The following is a 15,912-nucleotide window of genomic DNA, read 5'->3' as shown; positions in this document are numbered from 1 at the left end:
CCGCGCCCCATGTCCACGCTCCCAAAAACGCTCACCCTCGATACCTCCACCAGCCGCGCCAATCCGACGCCGCAGCCGATGAAGCGCCTGACGGTGCCGCGCATTCGCCAGCGCAAGGGCGGCGGTGAGCCTTTGGTGATGCTGACCGCCTATACGGTGCGGCAGGCGCAGCTGCTCGACCCGCATTGCGACATGCTGCTCGTCGGCGATTCGCTGGCGCAGGTGATCTATGGCCTGCCGCATACTGTCGCGGTGACGATGGAGATGATGGCGTTGCACGGCGCCGCGGTGGTGCGTGGCAGCTATCATGCCGCGGTGATCGTCGACATGCCCTTCGGCAGCTATGAGGCGAGCCCCGAACAGGCCTTCGCCAATGCCTCACGCCTGCTCAAGGAAACCGGCGCGGCGGCGGTGAAGGTCGAGGGCGGCAAGGTGCTTGCCCCGACGATCGAATTTCTGACCCAGCGCGGGATTCCGGTGATGGGGCATGTCGGGCTGACGCCGCAGGCGGTAAACATCCTCGGCGGCTATGGCGTGCGCGGCAAAAGCGACGAGGAAGCGCGCACGATCGTCGAGGATGCGGTCGCTGTCGCGCAGGCCGGTGCCTTTTCGATCGTTATCGAAGGCGTGCTCGAATCGATCGCGATCGAGATTACCGGCAAGGTTGCCTGTCCGACGATCGGTATCGGTGCCTCGGCGCAATGCGACGGGCAGGTGCTCGTTACCGACGACATGCTCGGCATGTTCGAACGCGTCCCCAAATTCGTGAAGCGGTACCAGGATATGGCGGGTGTGATCGACGGCGCAGTGAAGGAATATGCCCAGCAGGTCAGGTCGCGTTCATTCCCGACCGACGATCAAATCTACAAGGGTTGACGGCGTCCCGGACGGGTGCCTGCAGGGGTCAAGTGAATCGCTTGGCCTTTTTCGGCATGACCGCTAAGGAACGGCCGGCGGACCCGAAGCGGGCATCGCTCGCGAACGAGTTATGGAGGATTGATTGGCCCTGAGCCCGACGAACAATGCGGCCTTCCTGCAGGAAGTCGACGAGGCCGTCCGCAAGGATCAGCTCAGCTCCATCATGCAGCGCTACGGCCGCTGGATCGTCGGCGCGGCGATCGCGGCGCTGCTGGCGTTCGGCGGCTATCTCTATTGGGAGCACCGTCAGACGGTGGCGCGCGGCGAAAAGGCCGAACAGCTGCTGGCCGCTTTCGACAAGGCCGCGGCGCAGCCCACGGCGGCGACCGCCGATCTCAAGACGCTGGCAGGCGAGGGCAATGCCGCCTATCGCGCCGCCGCGCTGATCGAGCAGTCGAACATGAAGGCGAAGGCCGGAGACCTGAAAACCGCCGCCGCGCTGCTCGCGCAGGTCGCGGGCGACGCCAAGCTCGACCAGTCGATGCGCGATATGGCGCTGGTTCGCCAGACCGCGCTCGAATTCGATACGATGAAGCCTGAGGCGGTGATCGCGCGGATGAAGCCGCTTGTCGATGCGACCGACCCGGTATCGAGCTGGTTCGGCAGCGCGGCCGAGCTGACGGCCGCGGCTTATTATCACCTCGGCCAATATGACAAGGCCGGCGCGCTCTATGCGCGGATCGCCAAGGCGCCCGCCACCTTCAAATCGCTGCAGTCGCGGACGGTGCAGATGGCGGGGATGCTTGGTGTCGATGCGGTCGAGGATCGCGCGGCGGAAAGCGCCGCCAAGGACACGACAAAGGACCAGCAAGGCGGTGCCGCCCCGGGCGCAGCGGCCGCCGCCAAGAGTGAGGAAGCCAAATAAGATGCGGAAACGCCACTATGTGATTTGCGCCATGATGCTCGCGCTGCCGCTTGCGGGCTGCGGCGCGTTCAAGGGCAAGGGCGGCCCGCGCACGCCGACGGTCGGCGAGCGCGTTTCGATCCTGTCGAACGACAACAGCATCAAGGTCGACCCGACCACCGCCGCGGTCGCGGTGGTGTTGCCCGATCCGGTGCTCAACGCCGATTGGGCGCAGTCGGGCGGCAATGCGTCCAAGTCGATGGGGCATCCGGCGCTCGGCGCTGCGCGCACCAAGGCGTGGGAAGCGTCGATTGCGGGCAGCACCAAGAAGCAGCGGCTCGCCGCGGCGCCGGTGATTTCGAACAACCGGCTGTTCGCCGTTGACACCGATGCCGTCGTGTCGGCCTTCGCCGCCGATACCGGCGCGAAGCTCTGGAGCGTGTCGATCGGCAGCACGGGCAAGGATTTCGAAAATTCGCTGTTCGGCGGCGGCGCGTCGGTCGACGGCAATGTCGTCTATGCGACGAGCGGCGTCGGCGACGTCGCCGCGCTGAACGCCGAGGATGGCAAGCTGTTGTGGAAGGTCAAACCCGCGGGGCCGCTGCGCGGTGCGCCGACGGTTGCCTTCGGCGGGGTCTATGTGATCACGCAGGACAACCAGATTTTCGCGCTCAACGCCGGCGACGGCGCGGTGCAGTGGCAGGCGACCGCGTCGATCGAGCCCGGCAGCGTGTTCGGTGCGGCATCGCCCGCGGCGGGGCAGGGGACGATCGTCGCCGGTTTTTCGTCGGGCGAGGTTCAGGCCTATCGTTACGAAAACGGCCGCGACCTGTGGGAAGACGCGCTCGCGCGCACCTCGATGGCGCTGTCGGTTTCGACGCTGACCGACGTCGATGCCGACCCGGTGATCGACCGCGGCCGCGTTTTCGCGCTCGGTCAGGGGGGGCGCATGGCGAGCTATGACCTGCTCACCGGGCAGCGCATCTGGGAAATCTCGATCGCCGGTATTTCGACGCCCTATGTCGTCGGCGAATGGGTCTATGCGATGACCGACGACGGCAAGCTGCTGTGCGTTGCGCGCGGTTCCGGCAAGGTCCGCTGGATCCAGCAGCTCGCGCGCTATCGCGTCGAAACCGAAAAGAAGAAAAAGGATCCGATCCGCTGGACCGGTCCGATTCTGGCCGGCGGACGCCTGATCGCGGTGAACAGCGAGGGACAACTCGTCGAATTTTCGCCGACCGATGGTTCGACGCTCGCGACCACCGAATTCAAGTCGTCCTTGTCGCAGCCGCCCGTGGTTGCGAACAACCGGCTCTATATCCTGGCGGACGACGGCACGATCACCGCCTGGCAATAACAGGGCGCGGCCGGGTTGGCCCGCCGCGAAGATAGGATAGACGCATGGCGCGATCCGCGACGATCGCCATTGTCGGCCGGCCCAATGTCGGCAAATCGACGCTGTTCAACCGGCTGGTCGGCAAGCGCCTGGCGCTGGTCGACGACCAGCCGGGCGTGACGCGCGACCGGCGCGAGGGCGATGGCAAGCTGCTCGGCCTGGAATTTCTGATTGTCGATACCGCGGGGTTCGAGGATCAGGACGCGGCGACGCTGCCCGGCCGGATGCGCGTGCAAACCGAAAAGGCGGTGCGCGAAGCCGATGCGGCGCTGTTCATGATCGACGCGCGCGCGGGCGTGACCCCGCTCGACGAAGAAATTGCGCGCTGGCTGCGCAGCGAAGACACGCCGATCATCCTTTGCGCCAACAAGGCCGAAGGCAAGCAGGGCGAGGCGGGGCTGATGGAGGCCTATTCTCTCGGCTTCGAATCGCCGATTGCGCTCAGCGCCGAACATGGCGAGGGACTGGTCGATCTGTTCGACGCGCTGCGCCCGATCGTCGAACCCTTCATGGACGCCGACGAAGAGGCGGTCGGCGAGGATGCGGACGAGGATGCGCCGCTCGGCCCGCTCAAGCTGGCGATCGTCGGGCGGCCCAATGCGGGCAAATCCACGCTCATCAACCGGATGATCGGCGAAGACCGGCTGATTACCGGACCCGAGGCCGGGATCACGCGCGATTCGATCCGCGTCGACTGGCAATGGGAAAAGGATGGCGAGGTCCATCCGATCCAGCTTTTTGACACCGCGGGGATGCGCAAGCGGGCGAAGGTTCAGGACAAGCTGGAAAAGCTGTCGGTGGCCGACGCGCTGCACGCGGTCGATTTCGCCGAGGTCGTCGTGCTGCTTCTTGACGCCACAAAGGGGCTGGAGGCGCAGGATCTGCGCATCGCCGACCGCGTGCTGGAGGAAGGGCGCGCGCTGATCATCGCGCTCAACAAATGGGACGTCGCCGAAGACCCGTCATCGCTATTCAACGGCGTCCGTGCAGCGCTCGACGACGGGCTCAGCCAGATCAAGGGCGTGCCGCTGCTCAGCATTTCGGGAGCGACGGGGAAGGGGATCGACACGCTCGTCCGCGTCGCCTTTGAACAGCGCGCGATCTGGACCAACCGTGTCTCGACCGCGAAGCTCAACCGCTGGTTCGAACGCGCGGTAGACGCCAATCCGCCGCCGGCGCCGGGCGGCAAGCGGATCAAGCTGCGCTACATGACGCAGGCGCGCACGCGTCCGCCGACCTTCATCATCTTCGGAAGCCGGACCGATTCCCTGCCCGCCAGCTACCAGCGCTATCTGGTCAACGGGATGCGCAAGGAACTGGGGTTCCAGGGCGTGCCGATCCGCATCAATTTCCGCAACACGCGCAACCCCTATGACGAATGACGCCGCGGGGGCATCGGCGGCGCTGACCGTCGATGCGCGCGGCATGCGCTGTCCCTGGCCGGCGCTGCGGCTCGCCCGCGCGATGCGCGTCGCGCAGGATGTCGTGCTGATCGCCGACGACCCCAACGCCGCGCGCGAAGTTGCGGCGCTTGCCGCCGAACAGGGCTGGCGGGTCGATGACGCCGGGCCGATGGGCGACGCCGCGCGCTGGCGCGTTCGGCGCGACTGACCCGTTTCGGGGCGATTCGGCGGTGTCCGCTTTGCGCGCGTAACCTCTTTTTTACCGACTTCGGTGCATGTGCAGGACGGGACCACGGACCAGACTGAACACCGAGGGACGGAAAATTGGACGAGATCCTGGTCGATTGGAATGAATTTCGCGCGACTCGCACCCAGTTGGGGGCGGCATTCGTGCGGATTCTGGGCTATTTTCGCGAGGACGGCATCAAGTCGGTCGCCGCGATCGAAGAGGCGATGCGCGCCCGCAGCGCCGGCGGCCTCGTCATGCCTGCGCATACGCTCAAGAGCGAGGCGCGCCAGTTCGGCGCCGAACGGCTCGGCGCGCTGGCCGAAGATATCGAAATGTTCGCGCGCCACTGCGTCGAGGCGCAGGTCAGCCCGGAAGAATATCTGCCGCGCGTCGTCGAACTGCGCCCGCTGTTCGAGGAAACGCTGACCGCGCTCGAACGCGAAGCGAACCCGCTCGTCCAGCGCCGCCCGACTTTCGGCCGCGCCGTCAGCTAAGCCCTGGACCTTCGGCCAGCGTGCGCCGCATCGGTTGTCGCTGCCAGCGCGACAGGCTGCGCCACAGCCATTCGAGCGGGCCATATTCGAAACGCGCGAGCCAGGGCTTCGACCATAGCAGCATCGCCGCCCACATGGCGAAGCAGAAGAGGTAGAGCGCCGCGCGCGGCACGCTGCCGAACAGCGCCAGCCCATAGCCATAGAAGATCGTCGTCATCACCGCCGACGTCGCGAGATAGTTGGTGAAGGCCATGCGCCCGGTGGCCGCGAGCCGGGCGCGCAGCGCCGGCGACGCCGCGGTCTTGATGAGCAGCATGATGATTGCGGCCCAGCCGACCGTCATCACGAAATCGAACGGGGTCGACCAGACGAGTGCCGCCCCGAACACCGCGACGGTACCGAAACCCGCGGCTGCGCTATGCCAGGCCAGCAGCGCGAGCGGCGGCGCGGATAACAGGAAGGCCGCGATCGCCCATTTGCGATAGCGCGCGGCGTCCCATTCGCCCGTCAGCATCCGCGCCTTGAACAGCGCCATGCCGATCAGCATCAGCGCCATGCTTTCCCAAAGGAACAGCATCACCTGCGTCAGCGGTTCGAGCGCACCCGCGCCGAGCCGCATCCCCGCGATCGCGCCGTAGCTTCCCAGATAATGGGCGACATCCCTGGCATAGTCGGGCGAGTCCGGACCCATCATCGCGTTGAATTGTGCCATCTGTTCCCGCGCCTCGGCGGCCGCAGTGCCGGGCAATTGCCCCGCTTCGAGCAGCGCCATCGACAGCCACATCGATCCCATCAGCGCCATCGCGACCAGCAGGAAGCCCGCCGCCCACCAGAGCAGCGCGCGCACTGACAGACCGCGGAACAGGAAGAGCAGCAGGCCACAGACGGCATAAAGCGACAATATGTCGCCGAACCAGATGAAATAGAAATGGGCGAGGCCAAAGAGGCCGAGGCACAGCATCCGCGCATAATGCGTCGCCGCCGCGCTGCGGCCCGCCGCCTCGGCGCGCTCGATCACCAGCAGCGTGCTCGCCCCGAACAGCATCGAGAACAGGCCGCGCATCTTCGAATCGACGAAGACGAAATTGAACGCCCACGCCGCAAGGTCCGCGCCGCCCGGCGCACCGCCCGCGGCGGGGTTGAAATAGGCGCTCATCGGCATCGCAAAGGCGACGATGTTCATCGCCAATATGCCCATCACCGCAACGCCGCGAATCGCGTCGAGGCTTTCGTACCGGTCGGTCATGCTTTGTCCCCCAACACGTCTATCGCCGAGCCCAGCGGCCGCGTCCAGCGGCTTGTCCGGCCCGCATATTCCTGCCATTCACGATATATTGACATTTGTGTCAGTAGTGACTAGATCGAGACTTCACGGCCCCAACCGCAAGAGATACGCCATGACCGCTATCCCGCTGATCCACCCCGACCGCACCGACACCGGCTTTCGCCCGCTGAAGGCGCTGCACCATTTCCGCAAGCTGATCGCCGACAAGGAGGACACCGAACAGGTGTTTCACATTCTCGACGCGCTGCGCGACAATCGGTTCAAACGGTCGGTCGCGCGTTTCTTCGCGACCGCGGAAGGTCAGAAGGTCCTGGCCGATCGTCCCTATCTGCCGGCGATGCTCGACGATCATGACGCGCTGCGCAAATTGCCCGAAGGCAGCGTCGGTCGCGTCTATGTCGATTTCATGGAACGCGAAGGGCTGACGGCGCAGGGGCTGGTCGATGAATCGATGAAGTTCCGCCGCACCAAGCCGCGCTTCGACGATATGGTCGAGCTTTATGGCGACCGGCTGCGCGATACGCACGACCTGTTCCATATCCTGACCGGCTATGGTCGCGACGCGCTGGGCGAACAATGCGTGCTCGCCTTTTCGTACAGCCAGACGCCGAGCTGGGGCACGCTGTTCATCGCCTGGGCCGGCGCGCGCGAGATCCGCAAGGGTTTTGGCAGCCGCTACCCGATTTACGGTGCGGTCCGCGAAGGCCAGCGCATCGGCCGCGTCGCGCAGCAGATCGCCTTTCAGGATATCGAGGCGCTGCTGGCTGAACCGATCGACGCGGCGCGCCAGCGCCTGGGGATCGCCGAGCCGAAAATCTACAAGCAGGTCCACGCGATGATGCGCGCCGACGGCGTCGATCCTTATGACCTGCTCGGCACCAAGCAGGCCGCCGAAGCGGCGAAGCAGCCCGAACTCGCGCAGGCGGCCTGAACGCCGCGCGCGCTCAGGCGCCCAACCGGGCGATCAGCGCCTGCGCCGCTGCAGGATTGCGCACCTTGGCGCCCGCGATAAAGAAGATATAAGCGTCGCGCCCGCCGGCCGCCCAAGCCTTCGCGCGCGCCGCCCAATGGTCGAGCGCCGCCTCGTCATAGCCCGTCGCGACATCGTCGCGGCTGCGCTGCAACCGCGCATAGCTGAAGTCTGCCGTCGCCTCGTCGATGCACGGAAATTCATCGCTGTCGGCGAAGACGATCGCCATGTTGCGCTCGCGCGCCAGGTCGACGAAGGCGGGGTCGCGAAAGCTCTCGTGCCGCACCTCGAGAGCGTGGCGCAGCGGTAGCCCGTCCTGGCTTTCGGGCAGCAGGTCGAGGAAGCGCGCGAAATCATCGCGATCGAAGGTCTTGGTCGCCATGAACTGCCACAATATCGGCCCGAGCCGGTCGCCGAGCCGCGTCAGTCCCTGCGTCAGAAATTTCTCGACCGACGCCGCGCCATCGGCGAGCTGCTTGCGATTGGTGCAGAAGCGTGACGCCTTGACGCTGAATTTGAACCCGTCGGGGACCGCGGCCGCCCAATTGGCGAAGCTTTCGGGCTTCTGGCTGCCATAATAGGTGCCGTTGATCTCGATCGCGGTCAGATGCTGCCCGGCATAGTCGAGCTCGCGCTTTTGCGGGTGCTTCGGCGGATAGAAGGTACCGCGCCATGGTTCGTAGGTCCAGCCGCCGACGCCGATGTGGATGGTCATAGACTTCTACCTCCGTGCCAATGAGCATCGCGTCATTGCGAGCGTAGCGAAGCAATCCAGAGCATGCGTACGCCACTCTGGATTGCTTCGCTACGCTCGCAATGACGACCTAGGCAAGCGCTGCGTCGGCCCCCATCAGGTTGGGGAAGAAACCTTCATGCGCCTCGCGCAACTCGGCCAGCGTCACCGAAAAATCGCTGTCGGGCAGTTCGAATACGATGCGGTCCTTGATCGTACGGCCGAGCGGATCGACCGGCACGTCGGCGCGGTTCGCAGCGTCGAGGAAGTCGGCGAGGCAGGTGTCGCAGACGGTGACGAGATAGAGGCCCTGATCCTCGCCGAAAAAGCTTTCGGCAATACCGAAGGGCTGTTCCTCGCTGACGAGCACGCCGATGCCTGATTTCAGGGCCATTTCGGCGAGTGCAACCGCGACGCCGCCGTCCGACACATCGTGGCAGGCGGTGATCCAGCCGGCGTTGATCGCGTGGCGGATAAAATCGCCAGTGCGCTTTTCGGCGCGAAGGTTGACCGGCGGCGGGGGGCCTTCCTCGCGGCCATGGATTTCGCGCAGCCAGACCGACTGGCCGAGGTGGCCGGCGCGCTCGCCGACCGCGAGCACGATATCGCCGGTGCGCTTGAAGCCGATGCCGACGGCCTTCGACAGATCGTCGATCACGCCGACGCCGCCGATCGCGGGGGTGGGCAGGATCGCGCTGCCGCCGCCGGTCGCCTTGCTCTCGTTATAGAGGCTGACGTTGCCCGAGACGATCGGATAGTCGAGCGCGCGGCACGCCTGGCCCATGCCGTCGAGGCAGCCGGTGATCTGCCCCATGATTTCGGGGCGCTGCGGATTGGCGAAGTTCAGGCAATTGGTGATCGCGAGCGGGGTCGCGCCGACCGCGCTGATGTTGCGCCAGGTTTCGGCGACCGCCTGCTTGCCGCCCTCGACCGGGTCGGCATAGCAATAGCGCGGGGTGCAGTCGGTGCTCATCGCGAGCGCGCGGTTCGTGCCGTGGATGCGGACGAGCGCGGCATCGCCGCCGATCTGCACCGTGTCGCCGCCGACCTGGCTGTCATATTGTTCGTAGATCCAGCGGCGGCTTGCGATGTCGGGCGATCCCATGAGCGTCTTGAGGTCGGCCGCGACATCGGTGGTTTCGGGGACGTCGGTCAGTTCGGGCTGCTTCGGCGTCGGAACGTGCGGCCGGTCATAGAGCGGCGCATCATCGGCAAGCGGGGCGAGCGGGATGTCGCAGACGATCTCGCCATGATGTTCCAGCACCATGCGCCCCGTATCGGTGACGGTGCCGATAACCGCGAAGTCGAGTTCCCATTTCTCGAAGATCGCCTTCGCAAACTCTTCCTTGCCGGGCTTCAGGACCATCAGCATGCGTTCCTGGCTCTCGGACAGCATCATCTCATAGGCCGTCATGCCGGTTTCGCGCTGCGGCACGTCGTCCATCTTGAGGTGGAGGCCGACGCCGCCCTTCGACGCCATTTCGACCGACGAGGAGGTGAGGCCCGCGGCGCCCATGTCCTGGATCGCGACGATCGCGTCCGACGCCATCAGCTCGAGGCATGCCTCGATCAGCAGCTTTTCCGTAAAGGGATCGCCGACCTGCACCGTCGGGCGCTTCTCCTCGGCATCCTCGCCGAAGTCCGCGCTCGCCATCGTCGCGCCGTGGATGCCGTCGCGGCCGGTTTTCGATCCGACATAGACGATCGGATTGCCCACGCCGCTGGCGGCCGAATAGAAGATCTTGTCCTGTTCGGCGACGCCGACGGTCATCGCGTTGACGAGGATATTGCCGTCATAGGCCTTGTGGAAATTGACCTCGCCGCCCACCGTCGGCACGCCGACGCAATTGCCATAGCCGCCGATGCCGTGAACGACGCCCGAGATGAGGTGCTTCATCTTCGGATGGTCGGGGCGGCCGAAGCGCAGCGCGTTGAGGTTGGCGACCGGGCGCGCGCCCATGGTGAACACGTCGCGCAGGATGCCGCCGACGCCGGTCGCCGCGCCCTGATAGGGCTCGATGTACGACGGGTGGTTGTGGCTCTCCATCTTGAAGATGGCGGCAAGCTTCTTGCCGTCCGGCCCTTCGCCAATGTCAATGACGCCGGCATTCTCGCCGGGGCCACAGATCACCCACGGCGCTTCGGTGGGCAGCTTCTTCAAATGGATGCGCGAGCTTTTATAGCTGCAATGCTCGGACCACATGACCGAGAAGATGCCGAGTTCGACAAGGTTCGGCTCGCGCCCCAGCGCGGCAAGGACGCGCTCATATTCTTCCGGAGACAGGCCATGGTCGGCGACGATCTCGGGGGTGATGACGGAGGCGGGCGCGGTTGCTGTCTGAGTCATGGCGCGCCTTTAGCGATGTAGGCGCGAAACGAACAGACCCCATGATGCTTTTCGCACCATGGGGCCTGCGGTCGGAGAGACGTCTCAGCGCGCGGCGAGCGTCACGGCGGCTTCGCCGAGCGGTTCGACGTCGCGCAGCGAGAAATTGACCTGCTGGGTGCCGACGGTGCCGCGCACGCGGTGCGCGCCGACGCGCAGCTTGAACGGCTTGCCGCTCTTTTCCTCGACCCCGCTGATGACGCGATAGCCGTTGGTTTCGGTCACCGAATAGGCATAGACGTGACCGTCATGCTCGAAACGCTGCTGCGCCGGTTCGGCAGCCGCGGCAAAAGCGGGTGCCAGAACGGCGGCGGCGAACGCAGGAAATAGGATATTTTTCATTGCGCAAGTCCTTGTCTTGATGAACAAAACTTGCCTTTAAGCCCCTCTTTATTGTGCGTTGCAGCATGACGGCGCGCGCACGGCGCAGCAATTGCAAAAAACTTTATCGCGATTGCAAAATGGGGCGGCGTGTCAGGCGGTGCGCGGCGCGACGGTCAGCACGATCCACGCCGCTGCGCCGGCGGCGACGCCGGTTGCGACGCCGCCCCAGGCGATGTCGAGCAGCGTCACCTTGGTTGACCAGATTTTCATCGTGGCATGGTTGGTGAGGTCGTAGGTCATGTAGCAGAAGAAGCCGAACAGCGCCCCCCATTGCGCCGCGACCTGCCAACGCCCGGCCTCGATCGCGGGGGCGACCGCGAAAATCTGGATGCCGAGCATATAGAGGGCGTAGAAGATCAGCGCGGGCGCGGGCCGCCATCCGTCCATAAGCAACGTACCGATTTCGGGGCGGTAGACCGCGGGCACCATCGTGCGGAGCCACAAGGCGTCGAGCAGGCCGAAAAGGATCGCGGTGGCGACATAGCCGATCGCGTAGTGGATCATGTCGAGGCCTCCTCCTGCGCCATCACGACAGCGCGGTTCGCGCCCGCCCACGCCGCAACGAGCGCAAGGACGATATAGGCGGCGAGCATCGTCAGCGGGATTTCGATCGAATAGTCGGGCGCCTTGGCGCCGAACCAGTCGACCGCCTGGACCGCCGCGAGCAAGCCGCCGAGGATCCACAATCGCCGGTTGCCGGTCGGCGCGCTGGTCCGGCGTGCATAATAGATCATCGCTGCGGCGGTCAGTCCGATCTCGAGCGGCATTTCGGCAAGCGGGTAATTCCACAGCCCGAACCCGAATTTCGGCGGCGCGCCATAGAGGGTGAGGTCGGGGATATGGACGATCAGGTCGACGAACCAATGCGAAACGACGACCAGTGCCGTCAGCAACGCCGCCTCCCGCCGCCGGGTAATCGCCCCGACCAGCGCGCCGAACGCCGCACCCCACAGCAGCGCGCCGAGCAGGCTGTGCGTGTAGGGCATGTGATAGAGGTCCATCGGGTTCATCGCGGTGATGCCGGGAACGACGCGCATCGCCTCGACCCCCGGGATCAGCAGCGCGGCGAAGCCGATATCGACGAGTTGCGCCGCGACGAACAGCGTTCCGAGCCCCGGGGCCCTGGGCCGGGTGGCGGCGACGAGCGCCGGGGCGAAATGGCCGACGAACATGGCGGCGATGCTATCGACGAAAAGGGCGACGTCAAGCTTGACCGCAGCGCCCTTCGCGGGCCAAAGCTGGGGGATGACGGATACCCCCGATACCGCCGCTGCCGCCGATATTGCGGCGCTGTCCTTCGAAGCCGCGATGGGCGAACTCGAAACCATCGTCCGCCGCCTCGAAAGCGGCGATGTCAGCCTGGAGGAATCGGTGGCGCTGTACGAACGCGGCCATGCCTTGCGTGCGCACTGCGAAGCGCGGCTTGCCGCGGCGCAGGCGCGCATCGAGCAGGTCGGGCTCGGCGCCGATGGACAGCCCGCCGGAACCAAGCCCTTCGGCGAAGGCTGAGGCGCGGTGGCACTGGCCGAGGGGGCGATGCAAAATTCTTCCGATCTTCTCCGCAATGCGCTCGTCGATGTGGCGGCGGGCATCGACGCGCTGTTCGATCGCCTGCTGGCGGTCCCGCAAGACCCGCGCGCGCGCCTTTATGAAGCGATGCGCCATGCTGCGATCGGCGGCGGCAAGCGGCTGCGCCCGCTGCTGGTCTGCGCGGCGGCGGACCTGTTCCATGTCGACCGTCAGCTCAGCCTGCGCGTCGGCGCCGCGGTCGAGGCAATGCATGTCTATTCGCTGATCCACGATGACCTGCCGTGCATGGACGATGACGATCTGCGGCGCGGCAAGCCGACCGTGCACAAGGCATTCGACGATGCGACCGCGGTGCTGGCGGGCGATTCGCTGCATGCGCTCGCCTTCGAATGGCTGATCGATCCGGCGACGCATGCCGATCCCTTCGTGCGCAGCGAGCTTGTTCGCGAACTCGCACTCGCCGCCGGACCGGCGGGCATGGCGGGCGGGCAGATGATGGACCTGATGGCCGAAACGTCGAATTTCGACCTGCCGACGGTGACGCGGCTGCAACAGCTCAAAACCGGCGCCCTCATCGGCTTTTCGGTCGAGGCGGGGGCTATCCTCGCGCGCATTCCGGCCGAAGGGCGGCGCCCGCTGCGCGGCTATGCGCGCGACATCGGCCTCGCGTTCCAGATCGCCGACGACATCATGGACGTCGAGGGCGACGAGGCGCTGGCCGGCAAGGCGCTGCACAAGGACGCGGATGCGGGCAAGGCGACCTTCGTCACGCTGATGGGGATCGACCGCGCGCGCGAACAGGCCGGGCTGCTCGTCGATCAGGCGATTGCGCATCTGGCCGGTTTCGGCGAAGAGGCGGCGCTGCTGCGCGCGATCGCGCGCTTTGTGGTGGAAAGGGACCGTTGATGCGCATTGGGGTTTATCCCGGAACCTTCGACCCGATCACGCTCGGCCATATGGACATCATCCGCCGCGGCGCGAAGCTGGTCGATCGGCTGGTGATCGGGGTGACGACCAATATCACCAAATCGCCGATGTTCGACGACGAGGAACGGCTGGCGATGGTCCGCCGCGAGGTAGAGGGCATCGACGGCGACATTCGCGTCGTCGGCTTCAATTCGCTGCTGATGGACTTTGCCGAGCGCGAGGGGGCGACGGTGATCGTCCGCGGGCTGCGCGCCGTCGCCGATTTCGAATATGAATATCAGATGGCGGGGATGAACCAGCAGCTCAACAACCGCGTCGAAACCGTGTTTTTGATGGCGGACGTCAGCCTGCAGCCGATCGCGTCGCGGCTGGTCAAGGAAATCGCGATCTTCGGCGGCGACATCCACAAATTCGTTACCCCCGCCGTTCGCGATGCCGTCGTCGCGCGGATATCCGAACGCGGACTTCGCCAGGGCGAGGGCTGATCCCGTCGCCGGCAATCCGATCATTGAGCGTTCAGCTTTTTCCCGCTAGGTCGCGCCAACGGGGCGCGAAGCAGTTTTTGATAGAGGCCTGACCCAGCATGAAGATGATTATCCGACCCATGGTCCTGACGGCGCTTGCGTTCGGGCTCGCGCTTCCCGCCATGGCGCAGGAGGCCCCGGCGACGACGGACCCCGTGGCGGCCGCCGCACCCGCAACCGAAGCGGCGCCGGCAACCGATACCGCGACCGAAGCCGCGCCGACGATCAAGCCCGAGCAATATCTGGGCAATCCCGAGTATATGCTCAACCTCGACCTTTCGACGGGCGGCCGCGTCGTGGTGCAGCTTTATCCCGATGTCGCGCCGCATCATGTCGAACGCGTCAAGCAGCTTGCACGGGCCGGCTTTTACGACGGGGTGAAGTTTCACCGCGTGATCGACGGCTTTATGGCGCAGACGGGCGATCCGACCGCGACCGGGCAGGGTGGATCGGAGCTTCCAGACCTCAAGGCCGAGTTCAACGATACGCCGCATCTGCGCGGTACCGTGTCGATGGCGCGCGCGCAGAGCCCCGACAGCGCGAACAGCCAGTTCTTCATCATGCTGCAGCCGCGCTTCAGCCTCGACCATAATTACACCGCCTTCGGCCGCGTCGTGTCGGGCATGCAATTCGTCGATGCCGTGCACAAGGGCGAGCCGCCGGCGGTGATGTCGCGCATGGTCCAGGTGTCGGTGGCCGCCGACAACAAGCCGGTGCCGCCAGCATCGATGCTGACCGAGGATCAGCCGGCAAAGCCCGCCACGGATATCACGGCCGATCAGCTCAACGCGCCGATCCAGCGCTGATCTTGCCGCACGCGCGATCCCGATAATGCGCGTCGACGCCTTCGATTTCGATCTGCCGCCCGAGCGCATCGCGCTCCGTCCGGCGCGTCCGCGCGATGCGGCACGCATGCTCGTCGTGACGGGCGGCGCGATGACCGATGCCGGGGTGCGCGACCTGCCGCAATGGCTGCGGCCGGGCGACTGTCTGGTCTTCAACGATACGCGCGTTATCCCCGCCCAGCTCGAAGGGCGACGGGGCGATGCGCGCATCGGCGCCACGCTCCACAAGCGGATCGACCTGCGCCGCTGGCAGGCGTTCGTGCGCAACGCCAAGCGGCTGCGCATCGGCGAGACGGTCGATTTCGGCGCAGGCGTCAGCGCACTCGCCGAGGACCGGCTGGCCGACGGCAGCTTCATGCTCTACTTCCCGGGCGAAGAGCCGGTCGAGCTGCTGCTCGAACGCGCGGGCACGATGCCGCTGCCGCCCTATATCGCGGGCAAGCGCGCCACGGACGATGCCGACCGCAGCGATTATCAGACGATGTTCGCGCAAAAGGACGGCGCCGTCGCTGCGCCGACGGCGGCCTTGCATTTCACGCCCGATCTGCTCGCGGCGCTCGGCGCGGCGGGGATCGAGAGCGAAACGCTGACGCTGCACGTCGGCGCGGGCACCTTTCTGCCGGTCAAGGCCGACGATACCGAAGATCATGTCATGCACGCCGAATGGGGCGTGATCGATGCCGCGACCGCCGAGCGGCTCAACGCGGTGCGCGCCCGCGGCAACCGGGTCATAGCGGTCGGCACCACCAGCCTGCGCCTGCTCGAAAGCGCGGCGGGCGAGGACGGGGTGATCCGACCCTTCGAAGGCGATACGGCGATCTTCATCACCCCCGGCTACCGCTTCCGCGCGATCGACGGACTGATGACCAACTTCCACCTGCCGCGATCGACCTTGTTCATGTTGGTTAGTGCGCTGATGGGATTGGAGACGATGCAGGCGGCCTATGCGCATGCGATCGCCGGTGGATACCGGTTCTACAGCTACGGCGATTCGAGCTTGCTCCTTCCCTGAACGGGACAATTTTCCGCGGCCGGAAAGCGGAT

At 65.8% G+C, this 15,912-nt stretch carries 18 protein-coding genes; 12 read left to right on the top strand and 6 right to left on the bottom strand.

Features of this window, described 5'->3' with window-relative positions:
• Window positions 1-9: 9 nt before the first annotated feature.
• The 6 genes from panB to ACT17R_RS04285 all read left to right on the top strand — a co-directional run bounded on the left by panB (window position 10) and on the right by ACT17R_RS04285 (window position 5,284).
• A complete protein-coding gene (panB, locus tag ACT17R_RS04310; RefSeq protein ID WP_003040587.1) occupies window positions 10-876 on the top strand; it encodes a 3-methyl-2-oxobutanoate hydroxymethyltransferase in 867 nt (288 codons plus the stop codon).
• A 124-nt stretch (window positions 877-1,000) separates the two neighbouring features.
• A complete protein-coding gene (locus ACT17R_RS04305) occupies window positions 1,001-1,783 on the top strand; it encodes a tetratricopeptide repeat protein (RefSeq protein ID WP_444809048.1) in 783 nt (260 codons plus the stop codon).
• A gap of 1 nt (window position 1,784) precedes the next feature.
• Window positions 1,785-3,119, top strand: coding sequence for an outer membrane protein assembly factor BamB family protein (locus tag ACT17R_RS04300; RefSeq protein WP_444809047.1), 1,335 nt, complete (start codon window positions 1,785-1,787; stop codon window positions 3,117-3,119).
• 44 nt (window positions 3,120-3,163) lie between these two features.
• Window positions 3,164-4,540 carry a ribosome biogenesis GTPase Der gene (gene der / locus ACT17R_RS04295; RefSeq protein WP_003040578.1) on the top strand — a complete coding sequence of 459 codons (1,377 nt, stop codon included), beginning with the start codon at window positions 3,164-3,166 and terminating at the stop codon, window positions 4,538-4,540.
• Entirely contained in the window at window positions 4,530-4,769 is a 240-nt protein-coding gene (locus ACT17R_RS04290) for a sulfurtransferase TusA family protein (RefSeq protein ID WP_444809046.1), read from the top strand. The genes der and ACT17R_RS04290 overlap by 11 nt, the downstream gene beginning before the upstream one ends.
• Before the next feature lie 116 nt (window positions 4,770-4,885).
• Window positions 4,886-5,284 (top strand): Hpt domain-containing protein, encoded by a 399-nt coding sequence (locus tag ACT17R_RS04285; protein WP_003040572.1) that lies wholly within the window; start codon window positions 4,886-4,888, stop codon window positions 5,282-5,284.
• On the opposite strand, the gene ACT17R_RS04280 is transcribed toward ACT17R_RS04285, so the two are convergent.
• Window positions 5,277-6,530, bottom strand: a complete 1,254-nt coding sequence (locus ACT17R_RS04280) for a DUF418 domain-containing protein (RefSeq protein ID WP_444809045.1) — start codon at window positions 6,528-6,530, stop codon at window positions 5,277-5,279. The two genes, ACT17R_RS04285 and ACT17R_RS04280, sit on opposite strands and share 8 nt — an antisense overlap.
• A gap of 151 nt (window positions 6,531-6,681) precedes the next feature.
• On the opposite strand from ACT17R_RS04280, the gene ACT17R_RS04275 reads away from it, so the two are divergent.
• Complete coding sequence (locus tag ACT17R_RS04275; protein ID WP_444809044.1) at window positions 6,682-7,500, top strand: Coq4 family protein; 819 nt, start codon at window positions 6,682-6,684, stop codon at window positions 7,498-7,500.
• A 13-nt stretch (window positions 7,501-7,513) separates the two neighbouring features.
• On the opposite strand, the gene ACT17R_RS04270 is transcribed toward ACT17R_RS04275, so the two are convergent.
• From ACT17R_RS04270 to ACT17R_RS04250, 5 genes are all read right to left on the bottom strand, one after another.
• Window positions 7,514-8,254 (bottom strand): DUF72 domain-containing protein, encoded by a 741-nt coding sequence (locus tag ACT17R_RS04270; protein ID WP_058813127.1) that lies wholly within the window; start codon window positions 8,252-8,254, stop codon window positions 7,514-7,516.
• Between the two features lie 109 nt (window positions 8,255-8,363).
• The gene (purL, locus tag ACT17R_RS04265) at window positions 8,364-10,619 is read right to left on the bottom strand and encodes a phosphoribosylformylglycinamidine synthase subunit PurL (protein WP_444809043.1); all 2,256 of its coding nucleotides are present in this window, start codon (window positions 10,617-10,619) and stop codon (window positions 8,364-8,366) included.
• An 84-nt stretch (window positions 10,620-10,703) separates the two neighbouring features.
• Entirely contained in the window at window positions 10,704-11,000 is a 297-nt protein-coding gene (locus ACT17R_RS04260; RefSeq protein WP_003040557.1) for a hypothetical protein, read from the bottom strand.
• A gap of 132 nt (window positions 11,001-11,132) precedes the next feature.
• A complete protein-coding gene (locus ACT17R_RS04255) occupies window positions 11,133-11,546 on the bottom strand; it encodes a DUF2177 family protein (RefSeq protein WP_444809042.1) in 414 nt (137 codons plus the stop codon).
• On the bottom strand, window positions 11,543-12,214 hold the full coding sequence (locus ACT17R_RS04250; protein ID WP_003040551.1) for a hypothetical protein: 672 nt from the start codon (window positions 12,212-12,214) through the stop codon (window positions 11,543-11,545). Before ACT17R_RS04250 ends, ACT17R_RS04255 begins: the two co-directional genes overlap by 4 nt.
• A 73-nt stretch (window positions 12,215-12,287) precedes the next feature.
• Here ACT17R_RS04250 and ACT17R_RS04245 point away from each other — a divergent pair, with 73 nt between their 5' ends.
• The 5 genes from ACT17R_RS04245 (at window position 12,288) to queA (ending at window position 15,880) form a co-directional block, all read left to right on the top strand.
• Complete coding sequence (locus ACT17R_RS04245) at window positions 12,288-12,551, top strand: exodeoxyribonuclease VII small subunit (RefSeq protein ID WP_058813173.1); 264 nt, start codon at window positions 12,288-12,290, stop codon at window positions 12,549-12,551.
• A 27-nt stretch (window positions 12,552-12,578) separates the two neighbouring features.
• A complete protein-coding gene (locus ACT17R_RS04240) occupies window positions 12,579-13,478 on the top strand; it encodes a polyprenyl synthetase family protein (RefSeq protein ID WP_040589190.1) in 900 nt (299 codons plus the stop codon).
• Entirely contained in the window at window positions 13,478-13,984 is a 507-nt protein-coding gene (coaD, locus tag ACT17R_RS04235) for a pantetheine-phosphate adenylyltransferase (RefSeq protein WP_003040543.1), read from the top strand. The genes ACT17R_RS04240 and coaD overlap by 1 nt, the downstream gene beginning before the upstream one ends.
• 98 nt (window positions 13,985-14,082) lie before the next feature.
• Window positions 14,083-14,829, top strand: coding sequence for a peptidylprolyl isomerase (locus ACT17R_RS04230; RefSeq protein ID WP_003040541.1), 747 nt, complete (start codon window positions 14,083-14,085; stop codon window positions 14,827-14,829).
• 25 nt (window positions 14,830-14,854) lie between these two features.
• Window positions 14,855-15,880, top strand: coding sequence for a tRNA preQ1(34) S-adenosylmethionine ribosyltransferase-isomerase QueA (gene queA, locus ACT17R_RS04225; RefSeq protein WP_444809041.1), 1,026 nt, complete (start codon window positions 14,855-14,857; stop codon window positions 15,878-15,880).
• The last annotated feature ends 32 nt before the right edge of the window (window positions 15,881-15,912 follow it).

Source organism: Sphingopyxis sp. Q841 (genome assembly GCF_052384365.1).
In the GTDB taxonomy this organism is placed as follows: Bacteria; Pseudomonadota; Alphaproteobacteria; order Sphingomonadales; family Sphingomonadaceae; genus Sphingopyxis; species Sphingopyxis terrae_A.
The sequence above is the reverse complement of the archived record's forward strand: the minus strand, read 5'-3'. Positions and strand labels throughout refer to the sequence as shown.